Genomic DNA, 23669 nt, shown 5'->3' with positions numbered 1-23669 from the left:
GTACGTCTCGTTATAGCCAATGCAACTGATTCCTATTTGATTCAGTGTCGCAACTATAAGATTCGTACCTTCCGGAGCGCTCTCGATGTCGTCTCGTTTCAACCGCCGGTCCTCTTCGCCCGTTCGCCGCCACGGCGTGTCCCTGCTGACGGCCGCAATCCTGTTGGCCGGTGCGCCCGTCATGGCCGCTACCGCCGCTGAGCCTGCCACCCGCAGCCAGGGCAATTACAGCTTCAGCATCGAGCAGCAATCCCTGGTCTCGGCGCTGAACGCCTTCACCGCGGTGACCGGCTGGCAAGTCGGCCTGCCCGCCGAACTGGGCCAGGGTGTGTCGTCCCCTGGCGTACGCGGGGCGTTGCCGGCAGATAAAGCCCTGGACCGGCTGTTGGTGGGGACCAACCTGGGCTATCGCAAACTGAGCAACAACAACATCGTCCTGGAAAAACGCGCCGCCGGCAGCGCCATCACCCTGCAACAAATGACCATCAGCGCCACCCGCCAGGAACAGGCCGTAGACAGCGTGCCCAGCACCGTGACCGTGCATGACCGCGAAGAACTGGACCGCCAGAACGTCAACACCATCCGCGAACTGGTGCGCTATGAGCCAGGTGTGTCGGTGGGGGGTGCCGGGACCCGCTCCGGGAACGCCGGCTACAACATTCGCGGCATCGACGGTGACCGCATCCTGACCCAGGTGGACGGCGTCGAAGTCCCGGACAACTTCTTCAACGGCCCCTACGCCAAGACCCGCCGCAACTATGTCGACCCGGAAATCGTCAAGCGCGTGGAAATCCTGCGCGGCCCGGCCTCGGCGTTGTACGGCAGCAGCGCCATCGGCGGCGCCGTGAGCTATTTCACCCTCGACCCCGACGACATCATCAAGCCCGGCCAGGATTTCGGCGCGCGCCTGAAGACCGGCTACAGCTCCGCCGACGAAAGCTGGCTGACCTCCGGCACCGTCGCCGGTCGCGTACAGGACTTCGACGGCTTGCTGCACCTGAGCCAGCGCAACGGCCACGAAATGGAGTCCTACGACGGCAATAACGCCACCGGCCTGGCCCGCACCGGCGCCAACCCGGAAGATGCGCGCACCACTAACATACTGGCCAAGCTCGGCTGGAATTATGGTGAAGAGAATCGCCTGGGCCTGACCTACGAGAAGTTCAAGGATGATCGCGACACCAACCTGAAAAACGCGGTAGGTGGCCCGTTCGTCGGTGGCCAGGGCTTTAACTTCTACCGCGGCCGTACAGGCAACGACACCATCACCCGCGAGCGTTTCGGCATAGAAAACACGTTCGCCCTCGACTCGCCGATTGCCGATCACATCAAGACCAGCCTCAACTACCAGATCGCCAAGACCGACCAGACCACCGCAGAGATCTACCAGCCATCGCGCAAGGTGCTGCGCACCCGCGACACCCTGTACGAAGAGAAACAGTGGGTATTCGACGCGCAGCTGGACAAGGCTTTCAGCATCGGCGAAACCGATCATGTAGTGACCTACGGCACTACCCTCAAACAGCAGAAAGTCACGGGTTCCCGTGAAGGCTCCGCGACCTGCCTGGCGGTCGGCAGCGGTTGCACGGCCATCGGCGCACCGAGCCCGTCGGCCGCCGACAGCGTGAAAAAGGCCAGCGACTTCCCGGATCCGACCATCAACTCCTACGCGTTGTTTGCCCAGGATCAGATTGCCTGGGACAAGTGGACCTTCCTGCCCAGCGTGCGTTACGACTACATCCAGCTCAAACCCAAGCTGACTCAGGAATTTCTCAATACCGTTGACCCGGCACGCATCTACGACCACAGCAATTCGGAAAAGAACTGGCACCGTGTAACGCCAAAATTCGGCGTGACTTACGCCCTGACCGAGCAATACACCTGGTTCGGCCAATACGCCGAAGGCTATCGCACGCCGTCGGCCAAGGCCTTGTATGGCCGCTTTGAAAACCTGCAACAGAGCTACACCGTCGAACCCAACCCGGACCTCAAGCCGGAAAGCAGCCGAGGTGTCGAAACCGGAATTCGCGGCAACTTCGACTCGGGCTCCTTTGACGTGGCGGTGTACTACAACAAGTACCGTGATTTCATCAACGAAGATGCCTCGGTCGCTGGTGGCACGGTTCAGCAGTTCGAAGCCAACAACATCAAACACGCCACCATCAAGGGCGTGGAAGCCAAGGGCCGCTTGAACCTCGATGCGTTTGGCGCGCCGCAGGGCCTGTACACCAAAGGCTCGATTGCCTACACCTACGGGCGCAACGACGACAACGGCGAACCGCTGAACAGCGTCAACCCGCTCAAGGGCGTATTTGGCCTGGGTTACGACCAGCAGAACTACGGTGCCCTGGTCAGCTGGACCCTGGTCAAGAAACAGAATCGCGTCGACAGCACCACTTTCTTCGCCCCCGACGGCAACAGCGCCAACGGCCCGTTCAAGACCCCGGGCTTCGGCATCGTGGACCTGACCGGCTTCTACAAAGTCACCAACGACGTGACCATCAACGGTGGCCTGTACAACCTGACCGACAAGAAATACTGGGACTGGGACGACGTTCGCAGCTACGACAGCGTCGGCGAAGCGGGTGTGACCGGGCCGGCCAACCTGGACCGCCTGACCCAACCGGGCCGCAACTTTGCGATCAACCTGATCTGGGACATCTGATCAATGGAGCCTCCCCCGCCGGATTTTATCTTCGGCGGGGTGAGGATTTTTTACTGTGACGCGTCTTCTGGTTCGTCTAGTTCATAACAGCCTGGCAACCAGACGCTTTCTCTTCTCAAGGACTTCCCGATGACCGCCTCTCCTAACGCAGAACGTGCCGCCCTGCGCTCCCAGCGCCTGAACCAGATCACCAACGAGCCGCACACCAAGCTCGACGCGCTGGTAAAGGCCCATGCACCGTTTGAAACCCAGGCCAACTTCGCCCGCTTCGTGGTTGCGCAGTACCTGTTCCAATCGGAGCTGGTGGCGCTGTACAACGATGCCGAGCTGATCAAGATCGTCCCCGACCTGGCCGAGCGCTGCCGTGCCGAAGCGGCCAAGCTGGACCTGGGCGACCTGGACACCGAAGTACCGGCACCAGTTGCCGGCGCGGTGAAAAACCCGAGCAAGGCCGAAGCCCTGGGCTGGCTGTTCGTGTCTGAAGGCTCCAAGCTGGGCGCCGCGTTCCTGATCAAGCGTGCCGTGGGCCTGGGCTTGAGCGAAACCTTCGGCGCCCGCCACCTGGGCGAGCCGGCGGGTGGTCGCGCTGAAGGCTGGAAGCGCTTCACTCGCACCCTCGACGCACTGGAATTCAGCGCAGAAGAAGAAGCCGAAGTGGAGAAAGGCGCGATTGATGCGTTCGTGCGCTTCACCGTGTTGCTGGAACAGGCGTACGCTAGCGCTCCTGAACTGGCCTGATTCCCTGATTGGAATGCAATCAAATGTGGGAGCGGGCTTGCTCGCGAATGCGGTGTGTCAGTCAATACATGTACCGACTGATCCACCGTATTCGCGAGCAAGCCCGCTCCCACATTTTGATCCGGTTTCACTTTGAATCCTTCGTAAATCCATCCATGCAAACCGCACCCATGACCGGCAAAACCCAATCATCATCCAAAATCGCCCGTGTCCTGTTCGGCCTGCTGGCCTACGTCAGCCTGGGCATCGGTTTGATTGCGATTGTGGTTCCGGGCTTACCCACCACTGAATTCATCCTGCTGGCCGCCTGGGCCGCCACCAAAAGCTCACCGCGCCTGAGCGCATGGCTGGAAAACCACCGGCTGTTCGGGCCGATCCTGCTTAATTGGCGCAATGGCAAGATCATCGCCCGCCGGGCCAAAGTCAGCGCCACCGTGAGCATGCTGCTGTGCGCCGGCTTGATGCTGGTGATGCTTGACCACGGCTGGCCGATCTACCTGGCCATCGCCGGAATGAGCATGGGCAACCTGTGGATCTGGTCTCGGCCGGAACGCCTCCCGCAACCGACCTGACAACCGCCTACCACCCATCGGCTCCCGCTCATGAACTGCCGGCCCAAGCCGATATTCCGGGCATAGCGCCGAATGGACTCGCCTGAGCTTGCATACTAATAAGTCCATTCGCGGGTACACCTATGCTCGACACCCTCTCCATTCGCTTGAAAATCGTGCTGTTGTCCGGTCTCTGCCTGCTGGGGGTAATCGCCCTGGTGGTCGGCATGAACCTCTACCAGACCAATCAGAACGACCAGTTGATCAACGATTCAAGCTCGCGAATGCTCACCGACAGCGTACAGAACCTGCTGCAGGCCAAGGCCGCTGAACAAGCGGTGCAACTGCAAAAGACCTTCGGTGAAAGCCTGTTGGTGGTCACCGCCCTTGCCGACCAGATCAAAGACCTGCGTACCTTGGCCAGCAAGCGTTCCATGGACGCCGGGGCCTTGCGTGAAGAACTCAACCACAGCCTGAAAACCGCCTTCGACCGCAACACCAAGGTGCTTGGTATCTGGCTGTCGTTCGAGCCCAACGCCCTCGACGGCAAAGACAGCGAATTCGTCAACGACGCCGCCCGTGTGTCCAACGAAAAAGGCCGTTTTTCCAGCTACTGGAGCCGCGCCGGTGGCGAAGGCCTGAACACGGTGATGGTCGAGGATGACCTGACCAAGACCACCCTCAACCTCAGCGGTACGCCTTACAACATCTGGTACACCTGCCCACGGGACACCAAAAACACCTGCCTGCTGGACCCGTATGAAGACACCGTAGCCGGCAAACCGGTGTTGATGACCACCATTTCCCTGCCCCTGCTGGTCGACGGCAAGGTGATCGGCGTAGTGGGGATCGACCTCGCCCTCAACGCCCTTCAAGCGGCCACCGATGCCGCACAAAAAGAGCTGTTCAACGGTGCTGGGATTCTCGAAATACTGTCTGGTAACGGCTTGATCGCCGGCTACAGCGGCGAGCCGGCCAAGGTCGGCAAAAACCTGGTGGACACTCTCGGCGCCGAAGGCAAAGAGATCGTGCAACTGTTGGCCAGCGATACCCGCAAGATCCGCGAGGAAGACGGCACGATTCGCGCCGTGTACCCGGTCAAGCCGATTGCCGACGCCAAATCCTGGGGGGTAGTGATCAAGCTGCCTAAACAAGTGCTGTTGGCAGACTCACTGAAACTCCAGGCCGTGCTCGACAAAGCCCAGGCCAGTGGCACCGTCAAGGCGTTGCTGGTGGGCGCAGCCGCCGGCCTGCTGGGCTTGTTGCTGATCTGGCTGACGGCCACCGGCGTGACCCGGCCGATCAACAGCGTGGCCGCCATGCTCAAGGAAATCGCCAGCGGCGACGGTGACCTCACCCAGCGCCTGGCCTACGGTAAAAAGGATGAACTGGGGGAACTGGTGAACTGGTTCAACCGCTTCCTCGACAAGCTGCAGCCGACCATTGCGCAAATCAAGCAAAGCATCACCGAAGCCCGTGGCACCGCCGACCAGTCTTCCGCAATCGCGCGCCAGACCAGTGAGGGCATGCAGGTGCAGTTCCGTGAGATCGACCAGGTGGCCACGGCCTCGAATGAAATGAGCGCCACCGCCCACGACGTGGCGAACAGCGCCTCCAACGCCGCCAGCGCTGCCCGCGGTGCCGACCAGTCAGCCCGTGAAGGCATGCAGATCATTGAGCGCAGCACCCGCGACATCACCACCCTGGCCGAAGAAGTCAGCAAGGCCGTGACCGAAGTCGAAGCCCTGGCGGTGAACAGTGAGCAGATCGGTTCGGTACTGGAAGTGATCCGCAGCATCGCCGAACAGACCAACCTGCTGGCCCTGAACGCCGCAATTGAAGCAGCACGGGCCGGGGAAAGCGGGCGAGGTTTTGCGGTGGTGGCCGACGAGGTGCGCAACCTGGCCAAGCGTACCCAGGATTCCGTGGAGGAGATTCGCCTGGTGATCGAGCGCATCCAGACCGGCACCCGTGGGGTGGTAGCGACCATGCACTCGAGCCAGACCCAGGCGCAGAACAATGCCGGGCAGATTCATCAGGCGGTGCAGGCCCTGGGCAAGATCAGCGATGCGGTGACGGTCATCAGCGACATGAACCTGCAAATCGCCAGCGCTGCCGAGCAGCAGAGTGCGGTGGCCGAAGAGGTCAACCGCAACGTCTCGGCGATCCGCACAGTGACCGAAACCCTCACCGGCCAAGCCACCGAATCGGCAGCCATCAGCAGCCAGCTCAATGCCTTGGCCAGCCAGCAGATGAAGCTGATGGATCAGTTTCGGGTTTGACCCGAGCTTGAATCCAGTGAGGACCCAATGTGGGAGCGGGCTTGCTCGCGAATGCGGTGGATCAGTCGGTACATGTACTGAATGACACCCCGCATTCGCGAGCAAGCCCGCTCCCACACAAGCCCGTCCACAGCAGAGTTGCGGTGCCTTATTGACCCGTCCAGGCTGCCACAAACGGCGCCAGGTCTTCTTTCGGGGCCGTACGCGGCGGGTTTTGTGGGGTGCCCAGGTAAAGGAAGCCAATCACTTCCTCATCCGCCTTCAGCCCGAGGCCTTTGGCGACATGGGCCGAGTACGACAACTCACCGGTGCGCCACACCGCGCCGATCCCCTGGGCGTACGCCGCCAGCAGAATCCCGTGGGCCGCACAGGCCGCCGCCAGCAGCTGCTCGGATTTTGGCACTTTGAAATGTTCTTGCAGGCGGGCAATCACTACCACCACCAACGGCGCACGCAGCGGGCCGTTCTGCGCCTTGTCGATCGCGGCCTGGGGCGCGTCGGCGTCCTGCAGGCGGGCGGCTTCGGCCAGCAGCGTGCCCATGCGCTCACGTGCCGCACCTTCCACCGTCAGGAAACGCCAAGGCCGTAGCTGGCCGTGGTCGGGCGCGCGCATGGCGGCGGCGAACAGCAGATCGCGCTGCTCCTGGGTCGGTGCCGGGTCCAGCAGTCGCGGCACGGAAACACGGTTGAGCAAAGCGTCGAGAGCCTGCATTGGCCACCTCCAGAGAAAAATGTGCAGTCATTCTAGCGGGAATGAATCGGATACCACCAAACGATAATTGCTCTTATTCAAACCGCCCTGCCCTGTTAGACTTTGCGGCCTTATTTTCAGCCCACGTTCAGGAAGACTGATGTCCCGTTCGCCCCTTCGCCTGTCTGCACTGTTGATGGCCCTGAGCCTGAGTGCCTGCGATGACGCCCCGCGATTCACCAAGGCTGAGCCGGGTGAAGCAAGGGCTGGCGGCGCGACAACGGTCAGGAAGACCGACCAGAACGCCTTCTCGCTGCCCTCGGCCAACCTGTCCCCGACCCGGCGCCTGGACTTCAGCGTGGGCAACAGTTTCTTCCGCAGCCCCTGGGTGATTGCCCCGTCTACCACCACTGCCCGCGATGGGCTGGGGCCGCTGTTCAACACCAATGCGTGCCAGAACTGCCATATCAAGGATGGCCGTGGTCATCCGCCGCTGCCCGATGCAGCCAACGCGGTGTCGATGCTGGTACGCCTGTCGATCCCCGATGCACCGCCCTATGCCAAGGTCATCGAGCAACTGGGTGTCGTCCCCGAGCCCGTCTACGGTGGGCAATTGCAGGACATGGCCGTGCCTGGCGTCGCCCCGGAAGGCAAGGTGCGGGTCGACTACACACCGGTCAACGTCAGCTTCAAAGACGGCACCGTCGTCGAGTTGCGCAAGCCAGCGCTGCAAATCACCCAGCTGGGCTACGGCCCGATGCACCCCGACACGCGCTTCTCGGCCCGGGTTGCCCCGCCGATGATCGGCCTGGGGCTGCTGGAAGCCATCCCCGACGCCGACATCCTGCGCAATACCGACCCGAAAACCGCCGACAAGGAAGCCATCGTCGGACGTGCGAACTGGGTCTGGGACGACGCGCAACACAAGACCGTCCTCGGTCGATTTGGCTGGAAAGCCGGGCAACCGAACCTCAATCAACAAAATGTTCACGCGTTTTCTGGTGATATGGGCCTCACCACGTCCCTGAGACCGTTCGATGACTGCACCGATGCACAAGTGGCCTGCAAACAGGCGCCCAACGGCAACGGACCGGATGGCGAGCCTGAGGTCAGCGACAACATCCTGCGCCTGGTGCTGTTCTACACCCGCAACCTGGCCGTCCCGGCCCGCCGCGGCGTCAACGCACCGCAGGTGCTGGCCGGGAAAAACCTGTTCTACCAGGCTGGCTGCCAGGGCTGCCACACACCGCAGTTCACCACGGCGCCAACGGCCGCCGAACCTGAATTGGCCAACCAAGTGATTCGCCCCTACAGCGACTTGCTGCTGCACGACATGGGCGACGGCCTCGCCGACAACCGTACCGAATTCAAGGCCAGTGGCCGCGACTGGCGCACGCCGCCGTTGTGGGGCATTGGCCTGACGCAAGCCGTCAGTGGCCACACCCAGTTTTTACATGACGGCCGCGCCCGTAACCTGATGGAGGCCGTGCTGTGGCACGGCGGTGAAGCCCAGGCGGCGCAGCAGCATGTGTTGTCGTTCAATGCCGAGCAGCGCGCCGCGTTGCTGGCATTTCTGAATTCTTTATAAGCTTTGTCCTAATTACAGAAGGGAGCTCGACATGTTCCGTCCCAAGTTGTTGTTCACCAGCCTGGCCGCCCTCGCCCTCGGTGCGTGCTCGCCCCAGGACCCGCAAGCGGTGACCTCGGCGGCCATCGCCAAGCAAGTGATCCTGCCCACCTACAGCCGCTGGGTTGAAGCCGACCGCCAACTGGCCGTCAGCGCCCTGGCCTATTGCCAGGGCAAGGAAAGCCTGGAGACCGCCCGTGCCGACTTCCTGCACGCACAAAAGGCTTGGGCCGAGTTGCAACCACTGCTGATCGGCCCGCTGGCCGAGGGCAACCGCTCGTGGCAGGTGCAGTTCTGGCCGGACAAGAAAAACCTGGTGGGTCGTCAAGTCGAGCAACTGGTGACCGCCCAGCCGCAGATCGATGCCGCCGCCCTGGCCAAATCCAGCGTCGTGGTGCAGGGGCTGTCGGCCTACGAATACATCCTCTACGACGCCAAGACCGATCTGGCGGACGAGACGCAAAAAGCCCGTTACTGCCCGTTGCTGGTAGCCATCGGCGAACGCCAGAAACTGCTGGCCGAAGAAATCCTGTCGAGCTGGAACAGCACCGACGGCATGCTGGCGCAGATGACCAAGTTTCCTAACCAGCGCTACGCCGATTCCCACGAAGCCATCGCCGACCTGCTGCGGGTTCAAGTGACTGCGCTGGACACCCTGAAGAAAAAACTCGGCACCCCGATGGGCCGCCAGACCAAGGGCATCCCGCAACCGTTCCAGGCCGATGCGTGGCGCAGCCAGTCGTCCCTGCAAAGCCTGGAAGCCAGCCTGGCTGCCGCCCAGACCGTCTGGATCGGCGTTGACAACAAAGGCCTGCGCGGCCTGTTGCCTGCCGATCAAAAGCCATTGGCTGACAAGATCGACGCCGCGTATGCCGCGTCCCTGAAACTGTTCGCCAGCAACCAGCGTACGCTGAATGAACTGCTGGCCGACGATGCCGGGCGCCAGCAACTCAACGATATCTACGACAGCCTCAACGTGGTCCACCGCCTGCACGAAGGCGATCTGGCCAAAGCGCTGGGCATCCAACTGGGCTTTAACGCCAACGACGGTGACTGATGATGCTCAGGCGACAGGCTTTGGCCCTCGGCAGCGTGCTGCTCAGTGCAATTACCCTGGGTGGCTGGACGCTGTTCAAGCAGAAGGGCAAAAGCCCGCTGCTGCTCTCGGCGCGTGATGACAGTGATGGCAAACACTACGCCGTCGGCTTCCACCTGGACGGCAAGCAGGTGTTTGCCACCCAGGTCGGTCAGCGCTGTCACGACATCATCAACCACCCGACGCTGCCGATTGCGCTGTTTGTCGCCCGCCGGCCGGGCACCGAGAGCTACCTGATCGACTTGCGCGACGGGGCGCTGCTGCAGACCATCACCTCGAAGGCCAATCGACACTTTTATGGGCACGCGGTGGTGCACAAGGATGGCGAGTGGTTGTATGCCACGGAAAACGACACGTCTGATCCGGGGCGCGGCTTGCTAGGGGTATATCGGTTCGAGGGTGAGCGGTTGGTGCACACCGGGGAGATTTCTACCCATGGGATCGGGCCGCATCAGGTGTCGTGGATGCCTGATGGCGAGACGCTGGTGGTGGCTAACGGCGGGATTCGTACCGAGGCGGAGAGCCGGGTGGAGATGAACCTGAATGCCATGGAGCCGAGCCTGGTCCTGATGCAACGCGACGGTACGCTGCTGAGTAAGGAAACCCTGAGCCAGCAGATGAACAGTGTGCGGCATATGGGGATTGCCAGCGACGGGACGATCCTCGCGGGGCAGCAGTTCATGGGGGCGTCTCATGAGCGGTCGGAGTTGCTGGCGATCAAGCGACCGGGGCAGCCGTTTGTGGCGTTTCCGGTGGCGGATGAGCAGTTGCAGGCCATGGGGCATTACACGGCCAGCGTTGCGGTGCACAGTGAGTTGCGGCTGGTGGCGTTGACGGCGCCTCGGGGGAATCGGTTCTTTATCTGGAACATGGACAGCGCGGAGTTGCTGCTGGACGGGCCGTTGCCGGATTGTGCCGGGGTGGGTGCGGTGGCTGACGGGTTTGTAGTGACTTCCGGGCAGGGGCGTTGCCGGTTTTATGATTGTCGGCAGGTGCCGTTGGTGGCCAAGCCGCTGGAGTTGCCGGCGGGGCTTTGGGATAACCATCTGCATCTGGTTTGATCGGGGGGCTGATGGGGGGCATATCCGTTGCTGCGGTCAGGGCTGCTATGGGTTCCGCTCTTACAGCGGCTCACTTTTGAAAAGCGCAAAAGTAAGCAAAACGCTCTTGCCCCACCACTCGGCACCTCGCTTAGGCTCGGTGTGCCCTCACTCCGGCTTTGGACCGTGGGCCGCCGTCATGGGCCATCCCTGGCCCAGGACGGCTAACCCGGCGTCCTGCCGGGTTACCCACGCTCCAAAGCCTGCGTTCGGCCAGCGTGGTTAACGGGGCGCCTAAGATCAAGATCAAAAGCAAAAGCACAGCGGCCTCCCGGCCGGCTTGAGTGTTGAAGAGCAAAAACCAAATCAAAATCTAAAGCGGGCACGGTCAAATGTGGGAGCTGGCTTGCCTGCGATGGCATCAACTGGGTGTACCTGATGTACCGAGTTGTCTGCATCGCAGGCAAGCCAGCTCCCACAGAAAAGCAGCTCTGCTTTCGCTCTTAACACTCAAGCCGGCCGGGAGGCCGCTGTGCTCTCGCTTTTGATCTTGATCTGCGGGCCCCGTCAACCACGATGGCCGCAAGCAGGCACGGTGGAGCGGGTAAATCGGCAAGGATGCCGATTTAGCCGCGCCGGGCCATGGATGGCCCGTCGCGGCGGCCCGCGGAATCGGGCCGGAGTGCGGGCATGCCGAGCCTAAGCGAGGCACCGAGTGGTGGGGCAAAGACCTTTTGGTTACTTTTGGGGCGTTTGCCAAAAGTGACCCGCTGTAAGAGCGGAACCCTAAGTAGCCGCTACCGCAGCAACGGATATGTACTCGATCAACCAACCAACCCCAAAAACCCAAGCCCAAATAAAAGGCCTCGAACTAGCGAGGCCTTTTATTTGGGCTTCAATCTCTTCAACTCTGTGGCCTCATCCCTTGGGACATCCCAAACATGAACAACAACAACTCATGATCAGGCTTGGCCGCAACACCGACCTTGGCGATCCGCGGCATCGGGCACTGCTGCCCGACACCCTGCACCGCACTGAGGACTTGTGTCCGGGGCTGCTCCCAAGCAGCCAGGGCGAGGGCCGCTATGCCCAACGCCCCCAACAGAAACAAACCTCGTGCAATTTCTAGCTTCATTACGTTAAACCTTTGATAGCGCTGCCAAACGCCGTCTCGTAAAAGTAGCTGAGTTTCTGCCAGTCCGTAGCATTCCACGACGAATGGCGGCGCAACTGCAACATGTCATGCCGCGCCGCTCGCAAAGCGGTCAAGCGCTGGCGGCACTTCTCGAAGTCCAGCAGCGCCACTTCAACCTTCGCCGCGTCACCCTCACCCGTCACCCGCACAAAGATGTGCTTGATATACAGGCAACCATGCTGCCAACGGCCCTTGTGCATCCGAGCCAACGTACCCGCGAGTTCCTTGAGCAAACGCTCATGCACCAACTCGCCATACTGCTCACGACCACCCGCGGCGTACCAGTTTTCGATCTCGTCGAAACCGTCCAGCGAAGCTGTCACCAACAACGCCTTCCATTGGTGCTCAGGATCGCGACGGGCTTCGCAGAACACCAGTTCCGGCACACGTACATCCAGCAAGCGCAGGCCCTTCAGGGCGTCACGCTCACGCAACACAGTGGGGCGTCCAAAAGGATGGAGCCAACTGCGGTAGATATGGCCCGTCTGGCGCTTGCTATAGAGCAAACGACCATTGGTGCCCGTCACCCGTTGCACACCACTTTCACCGCCGCGACGACGATTGGGCTCTTCGACCCACTCGCCCTGCTGGCGCCAGAAATAATCAAATCGCTCCTCGGGAGCTACTTCACTACCTGGTAAACACTCGACAGCCATCCTGTTACCTCTTGCGCAATACATACACTCGCCACATGGCGTAGAGCGGTATGAAGTCCAGAGATTCCTGAACACGGAAACCGGCTTGTTCAAACTCTGCCTCAACAGTAGCAGCCGGTAACACGAACCGATTTTGGTAACCTTGTTGCTCACCTTTGTTGCGACGCCGCACTTCGGCACGCTTGCGTTTCCAGGCCTTGAAGTTGCCGTCCACCCACAACGAGATAATCACGCTGTCTCGGGTAACACGCTGAAATTCGCGCAGTATTGCCAGCCTGTGCTCAGGGTCACCGATGTGGTGCATCAAGCGCATGCAGAAAATGCTGTCGACCGCGTTATCCGGCAAATCGATATCAAACGCAGACGTTTGCAAGGGCCGTACCCGTTTCACCACATCCGCCGGTTGGGCGACCGTGGCGATCTTCAGCATCGACTCTGAATTGTCGGCACCGATGATCACGCGGTTGGGCTTTTCTGCCAGCAAAGGCCAGAAACGCCCAGCCCCACATGGCAAGTCCAGCACCAGGCCAGGCTCACCCGCCATGGCTAACGCACCGCGCGCCAGTTGCTCGTCGCGTTTGTGGGACAACCGGCGAGCCAGATTGTCCTGATGTTTGAGCAAATAATTCTGCGCGTGTTGATCGTCGTACTTTTCGGAAAATTCAAGCTTGATCGGGGTAGGCATCACCGGGTCTCCAGTTACTGATGCCTACAACCTTAAGAAGCGTCCCGTGATCAACAGGTCAACACATTGTGAAAAACTTGTCCTGTCGAATCGTATACATTACAAAACTTTGCAGATACAAGTCATAGCATGGTGCCATCTTCGGCGAAAATGAGGAAGTCTGCCGCAGGTTAGCGGCAGAGCAGGTACTAGGCCTTGACCTGACTCAACTCCACATGAAAGCGGCAGCCATTGGGCTCCATGGTACTGAGGCTGACGCTCCAGCCTTGGTTCTCGCAGATCCGCTGAACCAGGGACAACCCCAATCCCAGGCCTTCGCCACGCTTCTCGCTGCCGCGTACAAACGGCTCGAACATCGCTTCGCGCTTGTCTTCAGGTATCCCGACACCGGAGTCTTCCACCACAAAGCCGCTCGGCTCCAGGGTGAGGCGAATAAAGCCGTGTTCGGTGTAATGCAGTGCATTGCGCAGCAGATTACCCATCACCGCGTGCAGGAAGGTCGCGTTGTAACGGGTATCCAAGGGCGCGCCGGGCTGATAAATCAGCTCAAGGCCTTTGCGCTCGATCGGCTCACGCCAGATCCCCAGCAGATCATCGGCCACCTGGGCCAGGTTGGCTTGGGGAGACATGCCAGCCTCCTCACGCTGGGCACGGGCCAGCATCAGGAAGGTCTGTACCAGTTCGCGCATTTCTTCACAGGCCCGTGCAATCCGTTCGACCTGGTTACGGCCGCGCTGGTCAATTGCCGGGTTCTCCAGCAACAGTTCGCAGGAACTGGCGAGCACCATCAGCGGGGTGCGCAACTCGTGGCTGACATCACTGGTAAACAGCTGCTCCCGGGACAACGCCTGGCGCAAGCGGCCCAGGGTCGCGTCGAAGGCCACGGCCAGTTCACCGACCTCATCCGCCGCGTAATCCGGGGCCAGGGGCGGCGCCAGGCCGAGTAACTGGTCGCGATGACGCACTTGGCGGGCCAGGCGGACCACCGGGGCCATGACCTTGCGCGCCAGTACCCAGCCGAGAAATACCGCCAACGCCAGGCTGAGCACAAACCCCACCAGCACCACGGCGAACAGCACGCGCTCGCGCTCTTCGAAGTCGCTCTGGTCTTGCAGCAGCACATAGCGGCGACCGTCGACGATTTCGACCATCGCGTGGTAGGAAAGCTGTTCGCGGAATACCTCATGGAAACCGGCGTCGAGATGGCGCAAGTCCTTGGGCAACTCGAAATCGCCGGGGCCGCCGCTGAAATAGAACAATTGGTCGGGCTCGGGACGGTGGCTCCAGTCCTCGACGCTGTCCATCAGCAACAGGCGTTGCAGGTCACCCCCCAGGCCCGCCGAAATGAGCTTTTCTTCCACCAGGTGCACCGTGGCGACGATGCCCATGGCGAAGGCCCCCGCCACCAACGCGCTCATCAAGGCGAAGGCGATGATGATCCGCTGGGCAAGGCTTTGCTTAAACTCCATCACGACCCTCGGCCAGGCGATAACCCACACCGTGAACCGTTTGCAGCAACGGTTTGGCGAAGGGTTTATCAATTACCTGACGCAGTTGATGGACATGGCTGCGCAAGCTGTCGCTGTCCGGGCAGTCATCGCCCCACAGGGCTTCTTCGAGAATTTCACGGCGCAATACGTGAGGGCTCTTTTGCATCAGCACCGCCAGCAGCTTCAGGCCAACCGGGTTGAGCTTGAGCAGGCGCCCTTCGCGGGTGACTTCCAGGGTGTCGAGGTCATAATTCAGATCACCGACCTGCAAGGTCCGGCGACCGCCGCCCTGGGCACGGCGCAGCACCGCTTCGATACGCGCGGCCAATTCCGACAGCGCAAACGGCTTGAGCAGGTAGTCATCGGCGCCGGACTTGAAGCCCTGCAGCCGGTCATCCAGTTGGTCGCGAGCCGTGAGCATGATCACCGGCGTGTCGCGCCGTGCGTCTTCGCGCAGGCGTTTGCACAGGGTGTAGCCATCGATGCCAGGCAGCATGATGTCGAGCACGATCAGGTCGTAATGCTCGGTGGCAGCCAAGTGCAGGCCTGACAAGCCGTCCTGCGCGCAATCCACGGTGTAGCCCTTCAGCCCCAGGTAATCGGCCAGGTTGGCCAGAATATCGCGGTTGTCTTCAACCAATAAAATTCGCATGGGCAGTGTCTCCGTACGCGGTAACGGCCGTGTTGGCTCGCGCAGCTTAAGGCCAAGTATGACTCAGGGCTAGGGCTGAGGGCCGTGTCCATTACTCTTTTCAACCGATTGCGAGACTTAACGAGTTTTTCACTATAGGTTCACAACCTGACTACAGTGTCAGCGCGAAGATCGCGCCCATCGAAAATAAGGAACATTGACATGGGTTTCCCAAAAACGGCGCCAATGCGCTATTTGCTGTTGGTGACCGGTGCATGGCTGGTTGTTTTTCTACTAACCCGCATTCTGCTGCTGGTAACCCATCTGGATGAAGTGAGCGGTAACCTGCTGCCGGTATTCGGCGTGGGCCTGCTCTATGACCTCGGTTTCCTCGCCTACGCCGCCCTGCCCCTGGGCCTGTATTTGCTGCTGTGCCCACCAGGGTTGTGGCGTCGCCGTGGCCATCGCTGGTTCCTGCAAGCGGTACTGACCGTCAGCCTGTTCGCCATGCTCTTTACCAGCGTGGCCGAGTGGTTGTTCTGGGACGAGTTCGGCGTGCGCTTCAACTTTATTGCCGTGGATTACCTGGTTTACTCCAAAGAGGTGCTGAACAACCTGCTGGAGTCTTATCCGATCGGCAAGCTGCTGAGCCTGCTGGCAGTCTTGGCGATAGTCTTGAGCCTGGCGTTGCGTAAACCGTTCAACGCGGCGATGAATTCGCCATTACCTGCAATGCGCCAACGGCTACTCAGCGCCCTTGGCTTGCTGGTGGTGGCCGGCCTGAGCCTGCAACTGATCAATCAGGACAGCCCGCGCAGCCAGGGCGGTAACGCCTACAACAACGAACTGGCCAGCAACGGCCCCTATCAGTTCTTCGCCGCCTTCCGTAATAACGAGCTGGACTACAACCAGTTCTACAAGAGCCTGCCAACCGATGTCGTCGCCAAGCAGTTGCGCGCCGAACTCAGCGAACCCAACGCACGGTTTATCGGCACGGATCCGCTGGATATCCGTCGCGCCATTACCAACCCGGGCACGCTGCGCAAACCCAATATCGTACTGGTGACCATCGAAAGCTTCAGTGCCAAGTACATGGGCAGCAACGGCGACCCGAATAACCTGACACCCAACCTCGACGCGCTGCGCAAACAGAGCCTGTACTTCAATAACTTCTACGCCACCGGCACCCGCACCGACCGTGGCCTGGAAGCCATCACCCTGGCCATTCCACCGACGCCGGGACGTTCGATCGTCAAGCGCATCGGCCGCGAAAGCGGTTTCGGCAGCCTGGGCCAACAGCTCAATGCCATCGGCTATGACAGCGTGTTTGTCTACGGCGGCCGCGGCTACTTCGACAATATGAACGCGTTCTTCAGCGGCAACGGCTACCGCGTAGTGGACCAGAGCAGCGTGCCTGAAGCGGAAATCAGCTTCAAAAACGCCTGGGGCATGGCCGACGAAGACCTCTATAAACAGACGCTGAAACTGGCAGATGCCGACTACGCCAAGCAGCAACCGTTCCTGCTGCAACTGATGACCACCTCCAACCACCGCCCGTATACCTACCCGGCAGGCCGCATTGATATCAAATCCGGCGACGGTCGCGACGGTGCGGTGAAGTACACCGACCACGCCATCGGCCAGTTCCTGGAGGCGGCCCGCCAGAAGCCATGGTTCGACAACACAATCTTTATCTTCGTCGCCGACCACACAGCCGGCAGCGCGGGCAAGGAAGACCTGCCGATGGTGAACTACCAGATCCCACTGTTCATCTACGCCCCCAAGCTGGTGGACGCCGGCGAGAACGCGAAGCTGGCCAGCCAGATCGACCTGGCCCCGACGCTGCTGGGCTTGCTGAACCTGAGCTACGAGTCGACGTTTTTCGGCCGCAACCTGCTGCAAGACAACCCGTTGCCGCCACGGGTAGTGGTGGGCAATTACCAGTACCTGGGGTTGTTCGACGGCAATGACCTGGCGATTCTCAGCCCACGCCAAGGCCTGCGCCGCCATGACCAGGCACTGGGCGACAGCCACGAGTCCCGTGTGGGCAGCGATGACCCGTTGATTCAGCGAGCCATTACTTACTACCAGGGCGCCAGTTATGGCTACAAACAACAGTTGTTGAGCTGGAGGGTACCCAAGGACGAGGTTCCCAAAGTGAGTACGCGCTAACCAAAATGCCCCGGCCAGGTCTGACCGGGGCTTTTTTTAGAGTCTGAGTTCACCATGCACGCAATCGCTGTTCGTCCGGGATCCCAACCCCTCAATTTTTGGCTGTGCCTCGGTGTGCCTGCCGTGCTGGCGGTGGTCATGCTGTTGCTGGAGCTGACGTCGCTGGACATGGACGTCGCCAAGCTGTTTTACAACGCCTCCGAAGGCGGCTTTGTGGGCCGGCACAGTTTTTTTCTAGAGGACATTCTTCACGATCGCGCCAAGCAGATGGTGATCGTGTTTTCGGTGCTGGCGATCGCCGGGTTTGCCGGGGCCTTTATTGTTGAGCGGCTTAAGCCCTACCGCCGGGAATTGGGCTGCCTGGTGCTCTCGCTGGCCCTGGCTACCTCGTTTGTTTCGCCGTTGAAGACCGTGACCGGGGTGCAATGCCCGTGGAGCGTCAAGGAGTTCGGCGGCCAGGAGACTTACAGCGAGCTGCTGAGCCCGCGGCCGCCGACCGACAAGCCGGGCCGGTGCTGGCCGGGCGGGCATGCGGCGACGGGGTTTGCCTTGTTCGCGTTGTTTTTTGCCCTGAGGGATCGTCGGCCGCGGATGGCGCGCTCGGCGTTCATGTTTGCACTGGGGCTGGGCACGGTGCTTTCGGTGAGCCGGACGATGCAAGGGGCGCACTTTCTTTCCCATAACGTGTGGACGGCGATTTTCAGCTGGCTGATTTGTTTGGGCGCCTATTACTTCTTGCTGTACCAGCCGGTGAAAGCACCGCAGCCCGCCTTCCAGAAGCAGCCCGCAACGCCTTGATGAACAGCCCTTGCCTCGCCGGGGGCAAGGGCGCAACACTCTGCGCACTTTTTTGGCAACGATCCCGCTGAGCCATGTCCGATACCCTGCTGCTGATCGAAGACGACCTGCCCCTGGCAGCACTGACGGCCGAGTTCCTGCGCGCCGAAGGGTTTACCGTGGCGGTAGAACACCGTGGCGACCGCGCGGCCCAACGTATTCACGAGGAACAGCCAGCGCTGCTGATCCTTGATGTGATGCTGCCGGGCATGGACGGCTTTACCCTGTGCCGACAGATTCGCGACCACTACCCCGGGCTGATCCTGATGATGACGGCCCTGGACGAGAACGCCGAACAATTGGTGGGATTTGCCGCCGGGGCCGACGACTACGTGGTCAAGCCGATCGATCCGCAACTGTTGCTCGCGAGGATCCGCTCACTGCTGCGTCGCCATCCCCAGGCGCCCCGCAATTTCTATCAGTGGGGCGCTTTTCGCCTGGACCTGAACAACCACTTCGCCTGGCTTGGCGAGGCGCCCTTGCAGTTTTCGGTGGCCGAATTCGAGTTGCTCGCCATCTTCGCCCGTCACTGCGGCGTGTTGCTGACCCGGGAAAAACTGCTCCAGCGCCTGCGGGGCCTGGAGTACGACGGACTGAACCGTTCGATTGATATGCGGGTGTCGCGCTTGCGCAAGAAACTGATGAGCCTTGAGTGCCCCGTGACCATCCAGACCATCACGGCGCAGGGATACCTGTTCGTCGAAATCCCGAGCGGGAGTCAACATGCTGTCTAAAGTGCGCCCCTGGATGGCAATCGCGGCCGGCACCAGTTGGGCCGCCCTCACCCTTTACCTGTTGTGGCTGTGCACCAACGCTGCGGTGTTTATCGGCGACTACAGTTTTCTGCGCCTGATGGCCGGGCCGGGTTATCTGGTTGCCGAGCAACTCAAGACCCTGCCCCCCGAACAATGGGAGGCGCGTGTCGAGTCGCTGCAAGCACGCTTTCAGTACCCGGTGAGCGTGGTGAAAAAAGACGATATCGAGCTGCCACCCGAAGCCATTGTGATGCTCGACCATCATCAACCGGCGCAGAACAGTGATGAGGACGTCACCTACTTCCCGCTGGACGATGACACGGTGATTCAATTCGGCCCTATGTGGGGAACCGCCGAAGTGAAGGACCTGCTGCAATATCCGGTGTATTGGGTGACCGCCTGTGTTGCCGGCCTGCCGGTGTTGCTGTTGCTCTGGATCGCGTTGCGTGCCCGACGCAAATACACCCACGACCTCAACACCCTAAACGCCTGTATGAGTGCCCTTGCCCGCACGCCCAGCACGCTGCTACCGGCGATGAGCCAGGAATGGACGCCGCTGCTGCAAACGTTGCGCAAGCATGCCCAGGACATCACCTCGATGGGTGAACGCCACCGAGAAGTTTCCCAGGCGGTGTCCCACGAACTGCGCACGCCCCTGGCCCGGATGCGGTTTGCTCTGGCACTGCTGAGTAAAAGTGCCGACCCCGACACCCGCACCCGCCTGCAAGAGCGCCTGCAAACCGACATCGAAGAGCTGGAGTCGCTGGTTCGCGCCAGCCTCGCCTTTGCCCGGCTGGCCGATGCACCCAGCGACCTGCAGCATGAGCCGATCAATATCCACGACTGGCTGCAGCAGGAGTTCGCCCTGTTGGACGGGCACCATCGCCTGCTGACCCTAAACACCGACCCGGCCGACCTGGAACTGATCGGCGACCGCGCCCTGCTGCATCTGATCGTGCGCAACCTGCTGAGCAACGCCATCACTTACGCCCGCGAACGGGTGAACGTCAGCGCTGCGTGCCAGGACCAGCACCTGGTGCTGCATGTAGATGATGACGGCCCGGGCGTGCTGCCGGAAAACCGCGAAAAGATCTTCGAACCCTTCGTGCGCCTGGCCATGGGCGGCGACGAGCCCAGCGGGTTTGGCCTGGGCCTGGCGCTGGCCAAGCGCGCCACCCATTGGCACCGTGGAGAACTGTCGATCACCCGCAGCCCGTTGGGCGGCGCACGCCTGACCCTGACCCTGGCGCTGCGCCCAGGTTAGGCTGTTACAGCCTGTGACAGTGGAACGTCCGCGCTGCCGCTAACCTCGCGACCTTGTCCTTTGGATCAGGTTGGAGAGTCAGTTCATGCGTCACCCTAGACGGCATCTGCCCACGCTGCTGTTATCACTGTGCATGGCCGCCGGTTCATGGTCAGGCAGCAGCGCGGCCCAGAGTGCTCACGCGCCCTACTACCCCGGCACCATCCTGCCCAATCGCCAGACCCAGGCGATCATGGATAAACAATTGGTCACGTTCTACAAGGACTGGAAGGCGGTGTATCTCTCAGGGGATTGCGGCAGCGGCCGGTATTTCGTCAAGGTCAACGCCGACCACAAACCGGTGGGCGGTGGCGCCGCGCCCAACACCATCACGGTGTCCGAGGCTCATGGCTACGGCATGCTGCTTACGGTGATGATGGCCGACTACGATGACGAGGCCCAAAAAATCTTCGACGGCATGGTGCGCTACTTCCAGGATCACCCGGCAGCCTCCGATCCCGGCCTGATGGCCTGGAACCAGATAGAGGGCTGCGGCGACTCCACCGACCCTTTCCGCGGCGACGTCAGTGCCACCGACGGCGACCTGGACATCGCCTACGCCCTGCTGCTGGCCGACCAGAAATGGGGCAGCCAAGGCACCATTGACTACCGCAGCGAGGCCAACACGGTCATGGCGGCGATCATGAAGCACGAAGTGCACCCCAGGACTCAGCATCTGATGCTCGGCGACTGGGCCGGCACCGATGGCGACGCGGAGCTTGAGTACACCACCCGCAGCTCGGACTTCATGCAGTCGCACCTCTACAGCTTTTTCGCCATGACCGGGGATAAACGCTGGCAGGCGGTGCGCGACAAGACCTATTCGATCATCAGCGACTTTACCCAGCGCTACAGTGCCAAAAGTGCTTTGGTGCCGGACTTCATCAGCCACTTGGACACTTCGCTCACCCCTGCACGGCCCGAACTGGTGGAAGGTCAATACGACGGCGGCTACTCGTGGAACGCGGCCCGTTACCCCTGGCGCATAGGCCTGGATTACCTGATGTACGGTGACCCTCGCGCGCTGTACACCTTGACCACCTTCAACCGCTGGGCACGCGCCACCACCCACGATGAACCGGGCAACTTCAACAGCGGTTACCGGATCGACGGCAGTACCATTGAGGAAGCGCCGAATGAGCCGGCCTTTGTGGCGGCACTCGGGGTCAGCGCGATGATCAGCCCCGACAATCAGCTGTGGCTCAATAACATTTGGGACAACCTGCAACGCCGGTCCATCCGGGACCATGATTACTACGGCAACACCCTCAAACTGCTGGGCATGGTCGTCATGTCCGGCCACTGGGAGCGGCCCCAACCGGCGTCCCTCAAAAAAACCGCACACGTGCCTGTCCATCCGTCATCCGGCACTGCGGCACCGAGACCCATGGCATCTTTGCCGGCTGCCTCGCAGCTGATGCTGGCGCGCGGCTTCATGTTCAAGAAGCTCCTGGGGCGTCGCGGCGTCAGTTGAAACGTGCGCATAAAGCGGCACGCGGAGCGTCCCTGGCGGCATTCCCACGCAGAGCGTGGGAACGATCAGCATAAAAAAACCCCACCTGCATCGCTGCAGGCGGGGTTTTTCAGTATCGGGGTAAGGCTGGCTTACATCATGCCGCCCATGCCGCCCATACCGCCCATGTCTGGCATACCGCCGCCAGCTGGAGCATCTTCTTTGATCTCGGCGATCATTGCTTCAGTGGTGATCATCAGGCTGGCAATCGACGAAGCCGCTTGCAGAGCCGAACGAGTCACTTTAGCTGGGTCCAGGATGCCCATTTCGATCATGTCGCCGTATTCGCCGGTAGCAGCGTTGTAACCGAAGTTACCCGAACCCTGCTTGACCTTGTCGACCACTACGCTTGGCTCGTCGCCGGAGTTGGCAACGATCTGGCGCAGAGGTGCTTCAACCGCACGACGCAGCAGAGCGATACCGACGTCTTGGTCAGCGTTGTCGCCTTTCAGCTCGGAGATAGCCTGCAGAGCGCGAACCAGTGCCACGCCACCGCCAGGTACCACGCCTTCTTCAACGGCTGCACGGGTAGCGTGCAGGGCGTCTTCAACGCGGGCTTTCTTCTCTTTCATTTCAACTTCGGAACCAGCGCCAACCTTGATCACTGCAACGCCGCCGGACAGCTTGGCCAGACGCTCTTGCAGTTTTTCACGGTCGTAGTCGGAAGTGGTATCAGCCACTTGAGCGCGGATCTGGGTAACACGTGCCTGGATGTCAGCTTCAACACCAGCACCGTCGATCACGGTGGTGTTTTCCTTGGTCACGGTGACGCGCTTGGCATTACCCAGGTGTTCCAGGGTAGCGCTTTCCAGGCTCAGGCCGATCTCTTCGGAGATAACGGTACCGCCAGTCAGAACAGCGATGTCCTGCAGCATGGCCTTGCGACGATCGCCGAAACCAGGTGCTTTGACAGCAACCACTTTCACGATACCGCGCATGTTGTTCACAACCAGAGTCGCCAGGGCTTCGCCTTCAACGTCTTCGGAAACGATCAGCAGTGGGCGACCGGCCTTGGCAACAGCTTCCAGAACTGGCAACAGTTCACGGATGTTGGAGATCTTTTTGTCAACCAGCAGTATCAGCGGGCCGTCGAGCTCGGCGGTCATGGTGTCTGGCTTGTTGACGAAGTACGGGGACAGGTAGCCACGGTCGAACTGCATGCCTTCAACAACCGACAGTTCGTTTTCCAGGCCCGAGCCTTCTTCAACGGTGATCACGCCTTCTTTACCGACTTTTTCCATGGCTTCGGCAATGATGTCGCCGATGGAGCTGTCGGAGTTGGCCGAGATGGTGCCGACCTGAGCGATAGCCTTGGTGTCAGCGCATGGCTTGGACAAGGACTTCAGCTCTTTGACAATGGCGATGGTCGCCTTGTCGATGCCGCGTTTCAGGTCCATCGGGTTCATGCCGGCAGCGACGGCTTTCAGGCCTTCGTTGACGATCGACTGAGCCAGAACGGTAGCGGTGGTGGTGCCGTCGCCTGCGTCGTCGTTGGCACGGGAGGCAACGTCTTTGACCAGCTGCGCGCCCATGTTTTCGAAGCGATCTTTCAGCTCGATTTCTTTGGCGACGGACACGCCGTCCTTGGTGATGGTCGGAGCGCCGAAGCTCTTCTCGATGATCACGTTACGGCCTTTAGGGCCCAGGGTCGCTTTTACTGCGTCAGCCAGGACGTTGACACCGGCGAGCATTTTCTTACGGGCGGAATCGCCGAATTTAACTTCTTTAGCAGCCATGATCGA

At 60.9% G+C, this 23669-nt stretch carries 19 protein-coding genes and 1 pseudogene; 13 read left to right on the top strand and 7 right to left on the bottom strand.

What is annotated here, in order from left to right:
- Nucleotides 1-85 precede the first annotated feature (85 nt).
- The 5 genes and pseudogenes from BLU46_RS22965 to BLU46_RS33590 all read left to right on the top strand — a co-directional run bounded on the left by BLU46_RS22965 (nt 86) and on the right by BLU46_RS33590 (nt 6236).
- A complete protein-coding gene (locus BLU46_RS22965; protein ID WP_093205613.1) occupies nt 86-2665 on the top strand; it encodes a TonB-dependent receptor in 2580 nt (859 codons plus the stop codon).
- A 129-nt stretch (nt 2666-2794) separates the two neighbouring features.
- Nucleotides 2795-3403, top strand: a complete 609-nt coding sequence (locus tag BLU46_RS22960) for a biliverdin-producing heme oxygenase (RefSeq protein ID WP_063027555.1) — start codon at nt 2795-2797, stop codon at nt 3401-3403.
- A gap of 170 nt (nt 3404-3573) precedes the next feature.
- Nucleotides 3574-3975 carry a YbaN family protein gene (locus BLU46_RS22955; protein WP_093210184.1) on the top strand — a complete coding sequence of 134 codons (402 nt, stop codon included), beginning with the start codon at nt 3574-3576 and terminating at the stop codon, nt 3973-3975.
- A gap of 122 nt (nt 3976-4097) precedes the next feature.
- Nucleotides 4098-5378, top strand: a pseudogene (locus tag BLU46_RS33595) (PDC sensor domain-containing protein); the annotation flags it as partial.
- Between the two features lie 102 nt (nt 5379-5480).
- Nucleotides 5481-6236: a methyl-accepting chemotaxis protein gene (locus BLU46_RS33590; RefSeq protein WP_371103562.1), complete on the top strand. Its 756-nt coding sequence runs from the start codon at nt 5481-5483 to the stop codon at nt 6234-6236.
- A gap of 148 nt (nt 6237-6384) precedes the next feature.
- Here BLU46_RS33590 and BLU46_RS22945 read toward each other — a convergent pair whose 3' ends face one another.
- Entirely contained in the window at nt 6385-6948 is a 564-nt protein-coding gene (locus BLU46_RS22945) for an NAD(P)H nitroreductase (protein ID WP_003214103.1), read from the bottom strand.
- Between the two features lie 139 nt (nt 6949-7087).
- Here BLU46_RS22945 and BLU46_RS22940 point away from each other — a divergent pair, with 139 nt between their 5' ends.
- Genes BLU46_RS22940 through BLU46_RS22930 form a run of 3 tightly spaced genes read left to right on the top strand, consistent with a single transcriptional unit; the run spans nt 7088 to nt 10711 of the window.
- Nucleotides 7088-8515, top strand: a complete 1428-nt coding sequence (locus BLU46_RS22940; protein WP_093205605.1) for a di-heme oxidoreductase family protein — start codon at nt 7088-7090, stop codon at nt 8513-8515.
- Between the two features lie 31 nt (nt 8516-8546).
- Entirely contained in the window at nt 8547-9611 is a 1065-nt protein-coding gene (locus BLU46_RS22935; RefSeq protein ID WP_093205602.1) for an imelysin family protein, read from the top strand.
- Nucleotides 9612-9613: 2 nt separating this feature from the next.
- Nucleotides 9614-10711: a DUF1513 domain-containing protein gene (locus BLU46_RS22930; RefSeq protein ID WP_093210183.1), complete on the top strand. Its 1098-nt coding sequence runs from the start codon at nt 9614-9616 to the stop codon at nt 10709-10711.
- Nucleotides 10712-11594: 883 nt separating this feature from the next.
- Here the strand turns inward: BLU46_RS22930 and BLU46_RS22920 are convergent.
- From BLU46_RS22920 to colR, 5 genes are all read right to left on the bottom strand, one after another.
- On the bottom strand, nt 11595-11825 hold the full coding sequence (locus BLU46_RS22920; RefSeq protein WP_008433604.1) for a hypothetical protein: 231 nt from the start codon (nt 11823-11825) through the stop codon (nt 11595-11597).
- Nucleotides 11825-12541, bottom strand: a complete 717-nt coding sequence (locus BLU46_RS22915; RefSeq protein WP_023659223.1) for a lipopolysaccharide kinase InaA family protein — start codon at nt 12539-12541, stop codon at nt 11825-11827. The genes BLU46_RS22920 and BLU46_RS22915 overlap by 1 nt, the downstream gene beginning before the upstream one ends.
- A gap of 4 nt (nt 12542-12545) precedes the next feature.
- Nucleotides 12546-13226: a class I SAM-dependent methyltransferase gene (locus BLU46_RS22910; RefSeq protein WP_017480192.1), complete on the bottom strand. Its 681-nt coding sequence runs from the start codon at nt 13224-13226 to the stop codon at nt 12546-12548.
- A gap of 188 nt (nt 13227-13414) precedes the next feature.
- A complete protein-coding gene (locus BLU46_RS22905; RefSeq protein WP_063027547.1) occupies nt 13415-14695 on the bottom strand; it encodes a sensor histidine kinase in 1281 nt (426 codons plus the stop codon).
- Nucleotides 14685-15368 carry a two-component system response regulator ColR gene (gene colR, locus BLU46_RS22900; RefSeq protein WP_017480190.1) on the bottom strand — a complete coding sequence of 228 codons (684 nt, stop codon included), beginning with the start codon at nt 15366-15368 and terminating at the stop codon, nt 14685-14687. The genes BLU46_RS22905 and colR overlap by 11 nt, the downstream gene beginning before the upstream one ends.
- Nucleotides 15369-15569: 201 nt before the next feature.
- On the opposite strand from colR, the gene BLU46_RS22895 reads away from it, so the two are divergent.
- The 5 genes from BLU46_RS22895 to BLU46_RS22875 all read left to right on the top strand — a co-directional run bounded on the left by BLU46_RS22895 (nt 15570) and on the right by BLU46_RS22875 (nt 21888).
- Nucleotides 15570-17519, top strand: coding sequence for an LTA synthase family protein (locus BLU46_RS22895; RefSeq protein WP_093205599.1), 1950 nt, complete (start codon nt 15570-15572; stop codon nt 17517-17519).
- A gap of 54 nt (nt 17520-17573) precedes the next feature.
- Nucleotides 17574-18317, top strand: a complete 744-nt coding sequence (locus BLU46_RS22890; RefSeq protein WP_063027544.1) for a phosphatase PAP2 family protein — start codon at nt 17574-17576, stop codon at nt 18315-18317.
- 74 nt (nt 18318-18391) lie between these two features.
- Complete coding sequence (locus BLU46_RS22885; RefSeq protein ID WP_063027542.1) at nt 18392-19090, top strand: response regulator transcription factor; 699 nt, start codon at nt 18392-18394, stop codon at nt 19088-19090.
- The gene (locus BLU46_RS22880; RefSeq protein WP_093205596.1) at nt 19080-20375 is read left to right on the top strand and encodes a sensor histidine kinase; all 1296 of its coding nucleotides are present in this window, start codon (nt 19080-19082) and stop codon (nt 20373-20375) included. Before BLU46_RS22885 ends, BLU46_RS22880 begins: the two co-directional genes overlap by 11 nt.
- Before the next feature lie 85 nt (nt 20376-20460).
- Nucleotides 20461-21888, top strand: coding sequence for a glycosyl hydrolase family 8 (locus BLU46_RS22875; protein WP_093205594.1), 1428 nt, complete (start codon nt 20461-20463; stop codon nt 21886-21888).
- A 131-nt stretch (nt 21889-22019) separates the two neighbouring features.
- Here BLU46_RS22875 and groL read toward each other — a convergent pair whose 3' ends face one another.
- Nucleotides 22020-23663 (bottom strand): chaperonin GroEL, encoded by a 1644-nt coding sequence (groL, locus tag BLU46_RS22870; protein ID WP_003208597.1) that lies wholly within the window; start codon nt 23661-23663, stop codon nt 22020-22022.
- Nucleotides 23664-23669 lie beyond the last annotated feature (6 nt).

Origin of the sequence: Pseudomonas yamanorum (assembly GCF_900105735.1) — a bacterium.
Taxonomy (GTDB): domain Bacteria; phylum Pseudomonadota; class Gammaproteobacteria; order Pseudomonadales; family Pseudomonadaceae; genus Aquipseudomonas; species Aquipseudomonas yamanorum.
This window is presented reverse-complemented; position numbering and strand designations above follow the sequence as displayed.